The sequence below is a fragment of the Azospirillum sp. UENF 211521 genome (assembly GCF_058780535.1).
The window spans coordinates 1,962,102-1,977,869 of record NZ_JBSNCF010000001.1 but is presented as its reverse complement, the minus strand read 5'-3'; the positions used below and the strand labels follow the sequence as shown (position 1 = coordinate 1,977,869).

At 69.7% G+C, this 15,768-nt stretch carries 12 protein-coding genes; 10 read left to right on the top strand and 2 right to left on the bottom strand.

Annotated features, from left to right (window positions below; translation table 11 throughout):
- Positions 1–33 precede the first annotated feature (33 nt).
- Entirely contained in the window at positions 34–960 is a 927-nt protein-coding gene (locus ACWPN5_RS09205; RefSeq protein ID WP_492295256.1) for a LysR family transcriptional regulator, read from the top strand.
- A 14-nt stretch (positions 961–974) separates the two neighbouring features.
- Here the strand turns inward: ACWPN5_RS09205 and ACWPN5_RS09200 are convergent, their stop codons facing one another.
- The gene (locus ACWPN5_RS09200; protein WP_492295255.1) at positions 975–1,937 is read right to left on the bottom strand and encodes a replication initiator protein A; all 963 of its coding nucleotides are present in this window, start codon (positions 1,935–1,937) and stop codon (positions 975–977) included.
- Between the two features lie 1,049 nt (positions 1,938–2,986).
- On the opposite strand from ACWPN5_RS09200, the gene ACWPN5_RS09195 reads away from it, so the two are divergent.
- The 9 genes from ACWPN5_RS09195 to ACWPN5_RS09155 all read left to right on the top strand — a co-directional run bounded on the left by ACWPN5_RS09195 (position 2,987) and on the right by ACWPN5_RS09155 (position 14,166).
- Positions 2,987–3,829: a hypothetical protein gene (locus tag ACWPN5_RS09195; RefSeq protein WP_492295254.1), complete on the top strand. Its 843-nt coding sequence runs from the start codon at positions 2,987–2,989 to the stop codon at positions 3,827–3,829.
- Positions 3,723–4,622 (top strand): hypothetical protein, encoded by a 900-nt coding sequence (locus ACWPN5_RS09190; protein ID WP_492296372.1) that lies wholly within the window; start codon positions 3,723–3,725, stop codon positions 4,620–4,622. The genes ACWPN5_RS09195 and ACWPN5_RS09190 overlap by 107 nt, the downstream gene beginning before the upstream one ends.
- A 102-nt stretch (positions 4,623–4,724) precedes the next feature.
- A complete protein-coding gene (locus ACWPN5_RS09185; RefSeq protein ID WP_492295253.1) occupies positions 4,725–7,367 on the top strand; it encodes a PAS domain S-box protein in 2,643 nt (880 codons plus the stop codon).
- 130 nt (positions 7,368–7,497) lie between these two features.
- Complete coding sequence (locus ACWPN5_RS09180) at positions 7,498–8,094, top strand: hypothetical protein (protein WP_145689367.1); 597 nt, start codon at positions 7,498–7,500, stop codon at positions 8,092–8,094.
- Positions 8,095–8,376: 282 nt separating this feature from the next.
- Positions 8,377–9,870 carry an ATPase domain-containing protein gene (locus tag ACWPN5_RS09175; RefSeq protein WP_145689366.1) on the top strand — a complete coding sequence of 498 codons (1,494 nt, stop codon included), beginning with the start codon at positions 8,377–8,379 and terminating at the stop codon, positions 9,868–9,870.
- A gap of 9 nt (positions 9,871–9,879) precedes the next feature.
- On the top strand, positions 9,880–11,547 hold the full coding sequence (locus ACWPN5_RS09170; protein ID WP_492295252.1) for an ATP-binding protein: 1,668 nt from the start codon (positions 9,880–9,882) through the stop codon (positions 11,545–11,547).
- Between the two features lie 157 nt (positions 11,548–11,704).
- Positions 11,705–12,688: a copper chaperone PCu(A)C gene (locus ACWPN5_RS09165; protein ID WP_492295251.1), complete on the top strand. Its 984-nt coding sequence runs from the start codon at positions 11,705–11,707 to the stop codon at positions 12,686–12,688.
- A gap of 181 nt (positions 12,689–12,869) precedes the next feature.
- Entirely contained in the window at positions 12,870–13,799 is a 930-nt protein-coding gene (locus ACWPN5_RS09160; RefSeq protein WP_145689364.1) for a DMT family transporter, read from the top strand.
- A 169-nt stretch (positions 13,800–13,968) separates the two neighbouring features.
- Positions 13,969–14,166 carry a hypothetical protein gene (locus ACWPN5_RS09155; protein ID WP_145689363.1) on the top strand — a complete coding sequence of 66 codons (198 nt, stop codon included), beginning with the start codon at positions 13,969–13,971 and terminating at the stop codon, positions 14,164–14,166.
- Positions 14,167–14,229: 63 nt separating this feature from the next.
- On the opposite strand, the gene amaB is transcribed toward ACWPN5_RS09155, so the two are convergent.
- Positions 14,230–15,732: an L-piperidine-6-carboxylate dehydrogenase gene (amaB, locus tag ACWPN5_RS09150; RefSeq protein ID WP_492295250.1), complete on the bottom strand. Its 1,503-nt coding sequence runs from the start codon at positions 15,730–15,732 to the stop codon at positions 14,230–14,232.
- Positions 15,733–15,768: the final 36 nt, after the last annotated feature.

Here is a 15,768-nt window from a genome sequence, read left to right as displayed (position 1 = left end):
CTCTGGACCGTTCGTTCCAACGGATTATAGTGGATGAATCGTTCGACTAAATCGAACGATTGCAACGGCGGGAACCGCATGACCCTCGAACAGCTCCGCATCTTCGTGGCGGTCGCGACGCAGCAGCATGTGACGCGGGCCGCCGCCGCCCTGAACCTGACGCAGTCGGCGGTCAGCGCCGCCGTCTCCAGCCTGGAGGCGCGGCACGCCGTCCGCCTGTTCGACCGGGTCGGCCGCCGCATCGAGCTGACCGAGGCCGGGCGCCTGTTCCTGAACGAGGCCGTCGCCGTGCTTGCCCGCGCCGAGGCGGCGGAGCGCATGCTGGCCGACCTGTCGGCGCTGAAGCGCGGGCGCATCGCCATCCACGCCAGCCAGACCATCACCGGCTACTGGCTGCCCGAACGGCTCGTGGCGTTCCACCGGCGCCATCCGGACGTCGACGTCGCGGTGAAGGCCGCCAACACCGCCCAGGTCGCCAAGGCCGTGCTGGACGGCGCCGCCGATCTGGGGTTGGTGGAAGGGGAGGTGACGGACCCGCTGCTCGACCAGGACCGTCTGCCCGGCGACCGTCTGCTGCTGCTGGTGGGCGACGGGCATCCCTGGCGCGGGCGGAGCGATCTGCCGATGGCGGAGTTGCACCGCTCCCCCTGGGTCCTGCGGGAAGCCGGGTCGGGCACCCGATCCGAGTTCGAGGAGGCGCTGCGCGGGCAGGGGAGGGCGCCGGAGGATTTGCCGGTGGCGCTGGAGCTGCCGTCGAACGAGGCGGTGCTGTCGGCGGTCATGGCCGGGGCGGGGGCCACCGCCCTGTCCGATCTGGTGGCGCGCGGCGCGCTGTTGGCCGGGCATCTGCACCGCGTGCCCTTCCCGCTGCCCGAACGGCCCTTCCGCCTGCTGCGCCACCGCGAGCGCGGGCTGAGCCACGCCGCCCGGACCTTCCGCGATCTTTTGCTGAATGAATAGGGCAGGGGAGGGGGTCAGACCACCTCGTCGAACTCGACCCTGGGAATGTCGATCCAGCTCTCCGGCTCGCCGGCGTCCTTGCGCCAGAAGATCACCGGCAGGTCGGCGTTCAGCACGCGGGCGATCGAGGCGCCGCGCGCCGTCATCAACTCCTTGTACTCCGAGGCCTCGACGATGCGCACGCCGTAGCCGGGGATGCGGTCGGCCTGGAGCACGGGGCCGAGCGCGTTCTTGAACTTGCGCAGGTCGTTGTCGGAGCCGACCCGCTTGCGCAGCGGCTCCAGCGCCATCCAGAAGGCGGTGCCGTGGCCCAGATGGGCGCGGGCGATCTCGTAGAGCCGCTTCTCGATGGGCTTCAGCGCGAAGTAGTCTTCCGAATAGGTCAGCAGGTTGTTGCCCAGCGCCGCGCGCACCACCCAGTTCGACAGCACCAGGGTCAGGCCGCGCACCTGCCGCTCCCCGTCCTTCTTGCCGCGGCGGTAGAGCAGCTTGTAGTCGGAAATCCAGGAGAAGGCGCCGCTCTCGCCCTCGCCCCCGGCCTCCAGGTTGGTCTTGATCTGGGTACCCTGCAGCCGTTCCAGCGCCCCTTCGATCTTGTCGTAGGCACTGCCGCCGGCAGTCTTGCCGACGATGCGCTGGAGATCGCTGGTGGTGAAATGGAGCTTCCCGACCTCCGGCCCCATCTTGCCCTCGGCCATCTTCTCGCGCAGCAGCGAGACGGCGTAGATCAGCACCGACTTGTCCCAGATCGTCGCAACGCCGACGTCGCGCGGCGCGCGCACCTCGATCTTCACCTTGCCGTCGTCGTAGGTGGGAAGGCTTTCCACCTTGTCCTTCGACAGGCCGAACAGCGAATAGGCCATCAGGGCCCGGTCGTTGTTCACGTCGCCGCGCAGCGGCGAATCCAGCCGCAGCGCCAGCTGGACCGGGCGGTCCAGCAGTTCGGCGTTCTCCTGGTCGGTCTTGTGGTCGTCCATGCACCCAATCTCCCCGGCCCCGCCGTTGGCGGTTCCGGTATTGATTCCCGATACGCCCCGCATGTTCCACAGCGCAGGCGCCAACGTCGCCATTCTGCCGAAAGATTCCTCACCGGCCGGAAACGACGCTGTGACCGTACAGACGAATGTCGTCGTTCTGCCAGTTCCCCCGGACGCTGTGCCCCGCTGGAGGGTCTCCCTGCCGAAAGCGTCCGCGTTCTGACGGTCCGGACTCCCGACAAGCCGCGAAACGGCGCTGAAAGGCTTGGATTCCCTGACTCTTTCCGGGCTCCGCAGGGTCCGGAGGCCGCCATGGGGGGAGCACATTGGCAGAACGGCGACACTCGGTTGCGCGAGTCGGAGTCCGATTCTCGGGCGATTCCCGGAGTCACCGATGGGCCACAGACCAGATTATTCGGCAGAACGGCGACATCCGGCGGACTCCGACGCTCCGCCCCCGTCCCCCGTGCGCCGGAATCTTTCGGCAGAACGGCGACGTTTTCCGCCCGGTTTCTCGGCAGAACGGCGACACCCGGACGGGGTCGGCCGCCGCTCCAAGGGGCTCAACACCTTGATTCCACTGATTCCTGGCCCTCGCATCGGCGCAACCGGAGCGATTCCGACGCACGCATTTGAATCGTGGACAGCCTGTCGGGGCCACGACAACATCTTGCGTAACGGGCTCACCGCAGCCCGAACCGATAGCTTTTGGACCAGGATTTTCGGCCGGAGTTTGTGGCCGGGATCTGTGGCCAGGAATTGTGGCTGGCGGCGTCGAACCGCCGCGACACGCCGAAGGGGGCGACGATGAGGTAAGGGAGGACACGACCTCCGGAAACACAAAGGGCACAGGTTTGGCGACCTGTGCCCTCGTGCACACCGAAGTGTCGGTAGCCGATGGAAGACCGGGAGAACCGGACCCCCGCATCAGCGGTTTGGCGACTTCATGATGCCAGGGTGGTTCCGGAAAACCAAGTGGAATCGCGGATTCCGCTGACGCTCCTACTTTGTCTTCCGCCGGAATCGAAGCGCTGGATCATGGGAAGACAATGACCCCGTACACGACCTTGTACCGGCGATGGATCGCTGCGCCCGGCGTCGGGACCGCGGAGATCGCGGTGCTCTCCGGCCTTTACGCGCGTGCGGACGCCGCCGGCGTCTGCACCGGGCTGGTCCAGGATGAACTGGCCGCCGAACTGGGGAAGAGCCGTCCCTGGCTGTCCGCCGTGCTGACGAAGCTGCAGGCCCCGGCCCTGTCCCTGGTGGAAGCCCGCCGCGAACGCGGTTTCCGCGGGATGGTCTATGCCCTGGTGGGCGCGCAGGACGCCGACTCTTCCGGTCGGCCCGTCGACACCACCGGTCAGCCGGCTGACGGACTCCTAAGGACTGGGAATCCCCTGAATCCTGATTCTCAAAACTCCTCCTCCTTCCGGGCGGGGGGGGCGGTTGGCTCTTCGAGCATCAAGACCCGGGACGCTCTGGCCGAGGATTGGCAGCCGGACGCCGCCGATCTGGCTTGGGCTATGGAAACCCGGCCGGAGGTCGATCCCGCCACGGTGACCCGCAAGTTCGTGTCCTGGTGCCGCAAAGCCAACGTCCGCAACGGCTACAGCCCGGCCGACCCGTCCGGCGCCTGGCGCAAATGGGTGGCCCGCGAACTGGTCGCCCCCGCCGCGGCCCCTGTCAGTGAAACGCCAGAAAGCACCGTCGTCCCCTTCGCCCCCGCATCCCGCCGCCCCACCAACCGGAGCGACCAGAATGACCGCCAGCCTGCCGAGCTTTCCCGTGAGCCTACCCGTCAGCGCCGCCCCGCAGACGCCGGACATGGCGTGGCTGCCCGCAACGCCGGCGTCCTCTCTGCCCTGCGCGATCGCCTCGCTCGCCCGGCTTGAGCGCGCCGACCTGCGTTTTGAGATCGCGGACCGCGCGCCCGACGAGATCGGGGCGCTGGCCGAGCGGGTTGAGGCCGCCCTCGAAACCGCCTGCCCGGCCATCGGCGTGGAAAATGTGCTGACCGGCATCGAGAAGCTGGCGGCCCGTTTCGGCCTGGAGCTTCCGGACGCCGACATGCTGGAGGCCGACATCCTCGAAATGGCCGGCTGGCCCGCCGAGGAATGGATCGCCGGGTTCCGCGGCGTCTGGTCCTCCTTCCGCTCGGGCTACCGGCGCTTCCCCACGGTCGGCGATTTCCGCGCCGCCGCTGGTCAGGCGGCGCGGACCGATGGAGCGGCCGCCCTGCGCCGGCTGGCCATGGCCCTGCGCCAGGAGCAGCAGCTCCGCGCCCGCGAGATCGCCCATCGCCGGTGGCAGAAGGAGATGGAAGCGGAAACCGCCCGCCGCCAAGAGGCCGCCGCCCTGGTCGCGCCGCCCGTGCCGCCGCGCCCGGCCCCGGTTTCCGCAGAAACCCCCATCCTGTCGGACGATGCGCAAATGGAACGGCCCCCCGTTCGTTCGGCAGACCAGACACCACCGACCACGCCGAAGAGCTTCGCAAGGGATCGAGTGCCCGAAGCACTTCATACCAGGGTATGTGAAGGCAAGGGATCGATCATTTTCAATAAGTATTCGCGTACGAAAAGTTCAATCCGAGAAACCAGACGCTTCCAAGACTGTGGAGTTGGTCCCAGCCGCCGATCTGAAGCTTGGCAGTCCCTTCATTATTCCAACAGAGCAGCGCCTATATAATCAGGATCACCCCATCGTTTCAGATTCCGGTGGCGAACCACGAAAGAGCGGAGCAAGATGCGATAATCCGTTCGTGTCCCCAATCTTTCGAATGGTCCGTCCATGCCGCTGAAGACGGTGTCCCGTCAGCAACCGATGACTCTGCGCGGGTACCTGCTGAGGCTTGTGCTCGTGACTCTGGTGCCGATGCTCCTGCTCGGCGGCATGCTCATCGGCTGGCTGGTGCAGCAGCAGCGGGAGGCTGTCGAGAACAACATGTCCGATACGGCGGAGGCGCTGGCCCTGATCGTGGACCGGGAGTTGGAGGCGACCATCGAGGCGCTGCGGGCGCTGTCGCGGACGGACGCCCTGGCCGCCGACGATACCGCCGGCTTCTACGAACGGGCGACGCTGGCGCTGACCCAGCATCCGTCCTGGACCAACATCGCTCTGGTCGACCCGTCGGGGCGGCAGTTCGTCAACACCGCGGTCCGGCTGGGTGTCCCGCTGCCGGATGTGCCCCAGCGCGACGCGCTGCGCCGGGTGACCGCGACCCGCCAGCCGGCGGTGTCCGATCTGGTGACCGCGACGGCGGCCGAGCGGCCGACGATCGCCGTGATGGTGCCGGTGCTGCGCGACGGCGGCCTGCGCTACGTCCTGTCGGCGGTGGTCGACCCGCAGACCTGGAGCACCCTGCTGGAGGGCTTCGAGACGCGGTCCGGCCTGATCGCCGTGATCATCGACGGCCGGGACCGCATCGCCGCCCGCTCGCGCGAGCATGCGGAGTATCTGGGTCGGTCGGTGCCCGACTGGTTCCTGGCGGTGCGCGGGACGGCTGACGCCGGCAACTACCGCGGAGCCACGCTGGACGGGGTGGAGATCATCGGCGCTTTTCACCGCACGAAGCGCGCCGACTGGACCCTCGCGGCCGCGACGCCGACGGAGGCCGTGCTCAACCCGCTGAACCGCACGGTGGTGCTGGCGTTGGGGCTCGGACTGGTCCTGCTGGCCGTGTCTCTGGCGTCGGCGGGGATCTTCGCGCGGCGGCTCGCCCACCCCGTCCGCGAATTGGCCGCCCACGGCGGCAGCCTGATGGAGGGGCGGGCCATCCGCTACGACGGTGGCGTTCCGGTGCGCGAGATCGACGACCTGCACCGCATCCTTGCCGAGGCCAGCGCCGCGCTGGTCGGCGCCAGCGAATCCGTGACCCATGCGGAGGCCCGTTACCGCGCCATCGTCGACACGGCGGTCGACGCCATCGTGGTCATCGACCGGGCCGGCACCCTGCACAGCTTCAACGGCGCCGCCGAACGCATCTTCGGCTACGCCGCGGAGGAGGTGATCGGCCGCAACGTCAGCATGCTGATGCCCGATCCCGACCGCAGCGCCCATGACGGCTATCTGCAGCGCTACCACCGCACCGGGGAGCGGCGCATCATCGGCATCGGGCGCGAGGTGACCGGCCAGCGCAAGGACGGGTCGGTGTTCCCGCTGGAGCTGTCGGTCGCCGAGTGGAAGGCCGACGGCGAGGCGCGCTTCACCGGCATCGTGCGCGACATCACCGCCCGCCGGACGGCGGCGGAGGCCCTGCTCGCCGCCAAGGAGGCGGCGGAGCAGGCGATGGAGCGCGCCCTGACCGCGGCGGACGAGGCCCGGCGGGAGAAGACCCGCGCCGAGAAGGCGGAGCGGGCGAAGACCCAGTTCCTGGCGGCGGCCAGCCACGACCTGCGCCAGCCCGTGCAGTCGCTCTATTTCTTCGCGCAGGTGCTGGGCGACAAGCTGCACGGCCATCCCGGCCATGAGCTGGTGGCCAGCATGGGCCATTCGCTGGACGCGCTGAAGCTCCTGCTCGACGGGATGCTCGACGTGTCGCGGCTCGACGCCGGGGCGGTGGAGCCCAGCGTCACCGAATGCGCGGTCGGGCCGCTGCTCGACCGGCTGGCCGCGGAATACGGGCCGCAGGCCGACGGGCAGGGGCTGCGGCTGCGGGTCGTGCCGACCTCGCTGTGGGCGCGCACCGACCCGATGCTGCTGGAGCGCATCCTGCGCAACCTGATCGAGAACGCGCTGCGCTACACCGAGCGGGGCGGTGTCGTGGTCGGCTGCCGGCGCCGCAACGGCGCGCTGCGCATCGCGGTGGCCGACAGCGGCATCGGCGTGCCGGAGGATCTGCAGCAGGCCGTCTTCGAGGAGTTCTTCCAGATCGGCAACCAGGAGCGCGACCGGGCCAAGGGGCTGGGCCTCGGCCTCGCCATCGTGAAGCGGCTGGCCGGGCTGCTCGGCCACACGGTGGCTTTGCGCTCGCGGCCCGGACGGGGCAGCGTCTTCTCGGTGGAGCTTCCCGCCGTGCGCGCCCGCGCCATCCTGCGCCGCAACGGGCCGGACCGCGCCAACGACGACGGGCAGGGGCTGGTGGTGGTCATCGACGACGAGGCCATCGTGCTGCTCAGCCTGCGCACCCTGCTGGAGCAATGGGGCTACGAGGTGGTGGCCGCCGTGTCGGCGGAGGAGGCGGTGGACCTGCTGCACGGGCTGGGCCGTCTGCCGGACCTCATCATCGCCGACTACCGGCTGCGCGAGGGGCGGACGGGGGTGGAGGCGATCCGCGACATCCACGGCGTCTGCGGCGTGCGCATCCCCGCCGTGGTGCTCACCGGCGACACCGCGCCCGAGCGAATCACCGAAATCCGCGGCGCCGGCTTCCGCCTCGTCCACAAGCCGATCACCCCGCACATCCTGCGCGAATTGCTGAAGCCCGCGGCCTGAGCCTGGACGGCTTGATCCCGGGGGCCTGATCGCGAAAGGCCGGTTTTTGACCCTGGCCGCCCCCCGGCCGGGTCTTTAGTTTTTCCGCCTCCTTGGGGAAGTGCCTCCTTGGGCAAGAGGGAGACGGGACATGAATTGGAGCAAGGGCCTGTGGCGGGGCTGGCTGGCCGCCGCCCTGCTGTGGGTGGCGGTGGTCGCCGCCTTCGCCGCCGCCGATCTGCACGGGCGCCATCCTTTCGCCGGTCTCTACGCCTATTCGGAGACGCGGGACGCCTTCCTGCCGCAGCACTACGCCGCCGACGAGGCGGTGGTGGAGGATGGGGTGAGGCGGGGCGTCGTGGCGCGGACGGACTTCCCCGACGGCACCAGCCTCGCCGCCCCGCCGGGCCTCGGCGAGGAGCGCGTGCGACGGATCGCCGAGCGCTTCTGGGCGGAGCGCTGGACTCGCCGGGCGGAGGTTCTGTGGCCCTGGGGCCTGAGCGCCGCCGTTCCGCCGCTGCTGCTTCTGCTGTCCGGCGCGCTCGCCCTGTGGATCGCCCGCGGTTTCCGCAAGCCGGCCGCGCCTGCGGAGACGGAGCGGCAAGAGAAGGCGGTGCCGGAAACGGCGGCCGGCGAGGACGCACCGAAGGCGGCCTTCAACACGCGATCGGCCGGCGGGCTGCCGCCCTTCATCCGCTCGCTCGGTCCGGACCCCAAGCGCCGCCGCGTGCTGGGGGCGGGGCGGTGAAGGCGGCGCAAGACAAGCTCCCGCTTCGTTCGCGTGTCCATCGTCCAACATCGCGGTAACCCGCGGTGACGGGCAAGCATCCCTGACGGTCGGCATCCCGAAGGCGCAAAGGAACAGGAGCCCTGGCATTGGGTTGATGGTGGCGGAGCCGCGCCCGCGGGGCGTGGATGCTCTCCGAGGCTGCGCGTTTGTCCGTCCGTCCAGGCGTTCGGGCCGTTCACCACATCACGGCGGCGTGTGGCGCAAAGCGCCGCCAGCGTGCCAGACCAAGAGGAGACCTGGGTGTCGAAGCCGACCAAGACGGACAAGATCCTGACCGGAATTCCAGAATTCGACCTGGTCCTGAGGGGGGGCCTGCCGCGCGCGCGGCTTCATCTTCTGGAAGGCGCTCCGGGAACCGGCAAGACGACCATAGCGCTTCAATTCCTGCTCAAGGGCCTGCGCGACGGCAAGCGCGGCCTGTACGTGACCCTGTCGGAAACCGAGACGGAGCTGCGCGCCTCGGCCAAGAGCCACGGCTGGTCGCTCGACGGCATCGGCATCTTCGAACTCGTCCCTCTGGAGGCGCAGCTCGACCGCCAGCAGAGCGTGCTCTACCCGTCCGAGGTCGAGCTGGGTGAAACCATGCGCCTGATCACCGAGCGGATCGAGGCCGAGAAGCCGGATCTCGTGGTGATCGACTCCCTGTCGGAGCTGCGCCTGCTCGCCCAGGACCAGCTCCGCTACCGGCGGCAGATCCTGGCGCTGAAGCAGTTCCTGCAAGGGCGCCACTGCACCACGCTGGCGCTGGACGACCTGACCAGCCAGACCGGCTCCATGGAGCTGCACAGCCTGATGCACGGCGTGGTCAGCCTGGAGCAGATCGAGCGTTCCTACGGCGCGGCGCGGCGGCGGCTGCGGATCGCCAAGATGCGCGGGTCCGAATATCAGAGCGGCTGGCACGATTTCGCCATCACGCCGGGCAACGTGCTGATCTTCCCGAGCCTGATCGCCGACGAGCACAAGGCGGAGTTCGAGCCGACCGCCGTGTCGAGCAGCCTGAGCGGGCTGGACGAGCTGATGGGCGGTGGTCTGACACGCGGCACGACGACGATGCTCGTCGGCCCCTCGGGCGTCGGCAAGTCGTCCATCGCCCTGCAATATGTCGCGGCGGCGGTGCGCCGTGGCGAGCATGCCGCCTATTTCTCCTTCGACGAATCCTTCGAGACCCTGGCCTTGCGCAGCACCGCGCTCGGCATCGACATCGAGGAGGCGGTGCGCAAGGGCGAGCTGGGTTGGGAGCGCGCGAACCCGTCGCGCCTGTCGCCGGGCCAGTTCGTCTGGCAGGTCCGCCGCCAGGTGGAGGACCAGAAGGCGCGCGTCGTGGTGATCGACAGCCTGAACTCGTATCTCAGCACGATGCCGGAGGAACAGGCGCTCATCCTGCAGATGCACGAGCTGCTGACCTATCTGAACAACCAGGGCATCGTGACCATCCTGATCCTGGCCCAGCAGGGGATCGTCGGCGACATCCAGAACCCCGTGGACCTGTCCTTCATGAGCGACACGGTGGTCCTGCTGCGCTTCTTCGAGGCGGCGGGGGAGGTGCGCAAGGCGATCTCGGTGGTCAAGAAGCGCACCGGCGTCCATGAGCTGGCGATCCGCGAGTTCCGGCTGTTCCCCGACGGCATGCAGGTCGGCCCGCAGCTTCTGGAATTCCAGGGGGTGCTGACCGGCGTGCCCAGCTACAGCGGGTCGGCGGACCCGTTGTTGCGCGGGCGGAGCGAGACGGGCTGACCGCGGCGCATGGACGCCTCGTTCCTCCTGTTCGCACCGCACGGCCGGGACGCGGAGGTCATCCGCCTCGTGCTGGACGAGGTCGGCCTGATCACCGAGACCTGCGCCGATCTGCCCGCCCTGTGCGACGGCCTGACGAAGGACATCACGGCCCTGATCCTCTCCGAAGGCGCGCTGTTGCGGTCGGGGATGGAGCCGCTGGTCGCGTGCCTGGACGCCCAGCCGCCCTGGTCGGACCTTCCCGTCCTGGTGATCACGGCGCGCGGCAACCGGTCGGCCAGCAAGGCGCGGTGGGCGCAACTCCTGCGGCTCGGCAACGTCACGCTGCTGGACCCGCCCTTGCACGCCGAGGCCTTGCAGAGCGCGGCGCAGTCCGCGCTGCGCGCCCGCCTGCGCCAATACCGAACCCGCGCGCTGCTGGCCGACATCGAGCAGGCCAACGACGAGCTGGAAGGCCGGGTGGCGGAGCGTACCCGGTCCCTGCAGACCGAGATGCGGGAGCGCCGGAAGGCCGAGGAGGCGTTGCAGCAGGCGCAGAAGATGGAGGCGGTCGGCCAGCTCACCGGCGGCATCGCCCACGACTTCAACAACCTGCTGCAGGTCATGCTCGGCAACCTGCACCTGCTGCGGGGCGCGCTGTCCGCCGACGAACCGCTGCTGCGGCACGTCGCCATGGCCATCACGGCGGGCGACCGCGCCGCGGCGCTCACCCGGCATCTTCTGGCCTTCGCCCGGCGTCAGCCGCTGGCGCCGCGCAGCCTGGACCTGAACGCTCTGGCCACCGCGATGATCGGCCTGATCCAGCAATCCGTCGGCGAGTCGATCCGGGTGGAGACGGTGCTGGCCGACGGGCTCTGGCGGACCTGGGCGGACGCCAACCAGGTCGAAAGCGCTCTGCTCAACCTCGCCATCAACGCCCGCGACGCCATGCCGGACGGCGGGCGTCTCCGTGTCGAGACCAGCAACACCGTTCTGGACGAGACCGTCTCCGACGCGCAGGGCGACATCCTTCCCGGCCGCTATGTCCTGCTCCGCATCACCGACAGCGGAAGCGGCATGCCGCCGGACGTGCTGGAGCGGGCGTTCGAACCCTTCTTCACGACGAAGCCGATCGGCCAGGGCACCGGCCTCGGGCTGAGCCAGCTCTACGGCTTCGCCCGCCAATCGGGCGGGCACGCGGCCATCCGGTCGCAGCCCGGCCAGGGCACCACCGTCAGCCTGTACCTGCCGCAGCACGATGGGGTGGAGGGCGCCGACACGCCGTCCGATGCCGCGGAGGCGGAGCCGCAGGACCCGTCCCGCAACGATGAAACGATCCTGGTGGTCGAGGACGAGGCCCTCGTCCTGATGCTGTGGGTCGAGGCGCTGGAAGGGCAGGGCTACCACGTCCTGCAGGCCGCCGAACCCGAGGCGGCGGTCGCGATCCTGGAGTCCGACGCGGCGATCGACCTCCTGGTCACCGACGTCGGCCTGCCCGGCATGACCGGCCGCGATCTGGCGGCCCTGGCGCGGGACCTGCGCCCGGGGTTGAGGGTGCTGTTCGTGACCGGCTACGCGCATTACGCGGCTCTCGAACCGGACAGCCTGGGAACGGGCACGCGGATGCTCAGCAAGCCGGTCGGCGTGGACACGCTGCAGATCACGGTGCGTGGTCTGCTGGACGGGGATTCGGCCTGACGTTGCGGTGTCGAGGGAACGGCGGCAACTCGACAAGCTCCACGCACATCGCCTACAACCGGTCATCCGTCCTGTGGGTGGAATGGGAACCGGTTTGAACGGGGCAACGTCAGCACGGCCATCGGCCTCCCCTCTCCGTTTCGGGGAGCGGGACGGGGTGAGCGCGCATCGCGAGGAAGGCGGCGCCGCGCCTGCGATGCGTCCGCGTCCGTTCCGCTGGCGGTCCAGGCTGGCCGCGGCGATGGCCGCCGTCCTTCTGCTGATCCTGGTCCAGGTCCCAGGGCAGGCGGTCGCCATGCTCTCCGCCGGTCTGGCGCAGTCCTTCTGGGCGGCGTCGTTGTGCGGCCCGGACGGGGCCTCGGACCGGATGCCCGGCGCGCCCGACCAGCCCAAGCACGATCTGGAGCATTGCCTGGGCTGCCAGCTCGGCTGCGCGCCTCCGGCGATGCTCTCCCCGGCGGACGTCGGCGTTCCGCCGCCGCGCCTGTCCGGGGCGCTGGGCGCGTTTCCGCTCCGCACCCGCAAGCTCCGCCGCCGCAGCGTGTTCCGCCCGAACGCCCGTGCCCCGCCGATGACGCGTCCTGCCCTGTCCACCCGATCTCCAATGCATTCGCTTTTGCAGGACTTCGTCATCATGAAGAAGCACGCCCTCCTCCTCGCCGCGCTGGTCGCTCTGACCGCCGGTCCCGTCCTGGCCCATGGCTTCAAGGCCGGGCCGGTCGACATCGAGCATCCGTGGGCGCGGGCCACGGCGCCCTCGGCCCCGAACGGCTCGGCCTACATGGTGCTGAGCACCCACGGCCCGGACAGCGACCGCCTGCTGTCGGCCAGCACGCCGGTCGCCGACAAGGCGGAGCTGCACACCCACCTGATGGACAACGGCGTCATGAAGATGCGCCAGGTCGACGCCATCGAGGTATCGCCCGGCTCGCCGACCGCGCTGCAGCCCGGCGGCCTGCACGTCATGCTGTTCGGCCTGAAGCAGCCGCTCGCTCCGGGCAAGGCGTTCCCGCTGACCCTGACCTTCGAGAAGGCCGGGCCGGTCACCGTCCAGGTGGACGTGCAGAGCGCCGGCTCCGCCGCCCCGTCCCACGGCGGTGCCGGCGGGCCGCAGGCCGGCGGCACGCAGCACAAGCATTGATGGCGTTGCGCCGTGCCGGCCTGTTGTTCAGGGCTGGCGCGGCGCAACCGAGGGGCGGTGCTGGTGGTGGTCGGTACTGATATACCAGCATCGCATTTGACCGTCCGGCCCCTTGGGCGCAGGGTGTGGCGCGCCGGTCCGGCAGAAGGCCGGCGCGCCACAGGAAGGAACGCCCCGCCCGATGACCGCCACCGAAAAGGCTCTGGCCGCCAGCTCCTCCGGGCGGACGGGCATCGCCTGGATGCTGCTCACCACGCTTCTGTTCGTGACGCAGGACGCGACCCTGCGCGTCCTCGTGCAGACCTATCCCTTCGCGGAGGTTGCCTGGGCGCGCTTCGCGGTGCATCTGGCCATCGCCTTCGTCGTGGTGGCGGTGAACTCCCCCAGCCATCTGATCGCCAAGCGCCCTGGGATGCAGATCCTCCGCTCCACGCTGCTGGCCGTTCTGACGCTGCTGGCGGCGGTGTCGTACAAGATCCTGCCCTTCGTCGACGTGGCGGCCATCGCCAACGTGGCGCCGGTCCTGGTCGCCGTCCTGTCGGTCCCGCTCCTGAAGGAGAAGGTCGGCTGGCGGCGTTCCCTTGGGGTGCTCGGCGGCTTCATCGGGGCGATGATCATCATCGGCCCGGCCAGCCTCGTCTTCCAGTGGGCGATCCTGCTGCCGCTGGCCGCCGCGCTGTGCAACGCGCTCTACCAGATCGTCACGCGGCTGCTGCGCGGCGGCGATTCCACGCTGACGACCTTCTTCTACACCAGCATGGCCGGGACGGTGCTCTGCGGGCTGCTGCTGCCCTTCGGCTGGACGACGCCGGATCTGACGGGCGCGGCGCTGATGATCATGCTCGGCGCGCTGGGGGCGTGCAGCCATTACTGCCTGATCCGCGCCTATTCGGTGGCGGACGCGGCGACGGTGGCGCCCTTCGGCTACACGACGCTGATCTGGGCGGTGCTCTACGGCCTTCTGGTCTTCGGGGAGCCGCCCAGCGCCTCGACCCTCGCCGGTGGTCTGGTGATCGTCGCCGCCGGCATCTACATTTTCCATCGCGAGCAGGTGCGGGCGCGCGAGGCCGCGATCAAAGAGGCGGCGAAAAGCGCGGCGGAGGGACCCTGAGCGGTCTCCTTTTTCCTTATGAATTCCCTATGCCGGAGGCACGTACACAGGACGTTCAGGTACCCGAAATATCACGGGCCGCACGCGTCGAACTGTAACATGCTCCGCGTACCGTACGCCGGTCGGTGAGGGCCGGCGTTTTTTCAACCCACAAGCAACGAGAACAGCAATGAACGGACTGCCCAAGCAGACGTGGCGCTGCCGCGTTGCCGAACTGTTGAACGATCCCGTGGTCCAGGCCGTGTTGCGCCGGGACCGCCTGACCCACGAGCAGGTTCTGGCACAGCTCACCCCCATTGCCGAGCACCTGCGCCGCAACACCTCCCCCGAACGACCCGCAAGACGGCTTCCGCGCGAAGCCTACTGACCTTTCCAAAGAGAAAAGGCCGCCCGGTGGAACGGGCGGCCTTCTTCTTGAGTCCCGGCAGGATCAGCCGGCGATCTCGAACTTGATCCCCTGGGCCAGCGGCAGCGAGCGGGAGTAGTTCACCGTGGCCGTCTGGCGGCGCATGTAGGCCTTCCAGGCGTCGGAACCGGACTCGCGTCCGCCGCCCGTCTCCTTCTCGCCGCCGAAGGCGCCGCCGATTTCGGCACCCGACGGGCCGATGTTGACGTTGGCGATGCCGCAGTCGCTGCCGGACGCCGACAGGAAGCTCTCGGCCTCGCGGATGTCGGTGGTGAAGATGCAGGAGGACAGGCCCTGCGGCACCGCGTTCTGCAGCGAGATGGCCTCCTCCAGCGTCTCGTAGGTCAGGACGTAGAGGATCGGGGCGAAGGTCTCGTGGCGGACGATGTCGGTCTGGCCCGGCATCTCGACGATGGCCGGCTGCACGTACCAAGCGTCTTCGTACTGATCCGCCAGGGCGCGGCCACCGCCGGTCACCACGCCGCCGTCGGCCTTGGCCTGCTCTAGCGCGCGCTGCATGCCCTCATAGGCGCCCTTGTCGTTCAGCGGGCCGACCAGCACGCCGGACTCCAGCGGGTTGCCGATGGGAACGGAGGCATAGGCGGCCTTCAGGCGCGGCAGCAGCGTGTCGCGCACGTCCTTGTGGACGATCAGGCGGCGCAGCGTGGTGCAGCGTTGGCCGCAGGTGCCCACCGCCGAGAAGACGATGGCGCGCACCGCCATGTCGAGGTCGGCCGACGGCGCCACGATCATGGCGTTGTTGCCGCCCAGCTCCAGGATCGGACGGGCGAAGCGCTCGGCCACCTTCAGCGCGACCTCGCGGCCCATGCGGGTCGAGCCGGTGGCCGACACGATGGGGACCAGCGGGCTGGCGACCAGCGCCTCGCCGACGTCGCGGCCGCCGTTGACGACCTGCAGCAGGTCCGCCGGGGCGTCGCCGAAGCGGGCCACCGCGCGCTCGAAGATGCGCTGGCAGGCCAGCGCGGTCAGCGGGGTCTTCTCCGACGGCTTCCAGATCACCGGGTCGCCGCAGACCAGCGCCAGGGCGGCGTTCCACGCCCAGACCGCGACCGGGAAGTTGAAGGCGGAGATCACCGCGCAGGGGCCCATCGGGTGCCAGGTCTCGCGCATCGCGTGGCCCGGACGCTCCGACGCGATGGTCAGGCCGTAGAGCTGGCGGGACAGGCCGACCGCGAAGTCGCAGATGTCGATCATCTCCTGGACCTCGCCCAGTCCCTCCTGGACGATCTTGCCCATTTCCAGCGTGACGAGACGGCCCAGGTCCTCCTTGGCGTCGCGCAGCTCCTCGCCCAGCAGGCGGACCAGCTCGCCGCGGCGCGGCGCCGGGACGGAGCGCCACGCCTCGAAGGCGCGCTGGGCGCGGGCGGCCACCTCCGGGATCTCCGACGCCGGGGTGACCGGCGCCACGCCCAGCGGAGCGCCGTCGATGGGCGAGCGGACGGACAGGCCGGCCCCGTCGGCGGGAAGCTCAAGGCCGAGGCGGGAGAGAAGGTCGCGGTGCTGCATGGAAAAGGTCCTCGGTGTAAGGCAACCGGTGGAGGG

Excerpts from the sequence above, each read along its gene's own strand:
- ACWPN5_RS09160 (WP_145689364.1), top strand. The coding sequence starts at position 12,870 with ATGACCGCCACCGAAAAGGCTCTGGCCGCCAGCTCCTCCGGGCGGACG.
- ACWPN5_RS09200 (WP_492295255.1), bottom strand. The coding sequence starts at position 1,937 with ATGGACGACCACAAGACCGACCAGGAGAACGCCGAACTGCTGGACCGC.
- ACWPN5_RS09205 (WP_492295256.1), top strand. The coding sequence starts at position 34 with ATGAATCGTTCGACTAAATCGAACGATTGCAACGGCGGGAACCGCATG.
- amaB (WP_492295250.1), bottom strand. The coding sequence starts at position 15,732 with ATGCAGCACCGCGACCTTCTCTCCCGCCTCGGCCTTGAGCTTCCCGCC.
- ACWPN5_RS09170 (WP_492295252.1), top strand. The coding sequence starts at position 9,880 with ATGGACGCCTCGTTCCTCCTGTTCGCACCGCACGGCCGGGACGCGGAG.
- ACWPN5_RS09155 (WP_145689363.1), top strand. The coding sequence starts at position 13,969 with ATGAACGGACTGCCCAAGCAGACGTGGCGCTGCCGCGTTGCCGAACTG.
- ACWPN5_RS09185 (WP_492295253.1), top strand. The coding sequence starts at position 4,725 with ATGCCGCTGAAGACGGTGTCCCGTCAGCAACCGATGACTCTGCGCGGG.
- ACWPN5_RS09195 (WP_492295254.1), top strand. The coding sequence starts at position 2,987 with ATGACCCCGTACACGACCTTGTACCGGCGATGGATCGCTGCGCCCGGC.
- ACWPN5_RS09180 (WP_145689367.1), top strand. The coding sequence starts at position 7,498 with ATGAATTGGAGCAAGGGCCTGTGGCGGGGCTGGCTGGCCGCCGCCCTG.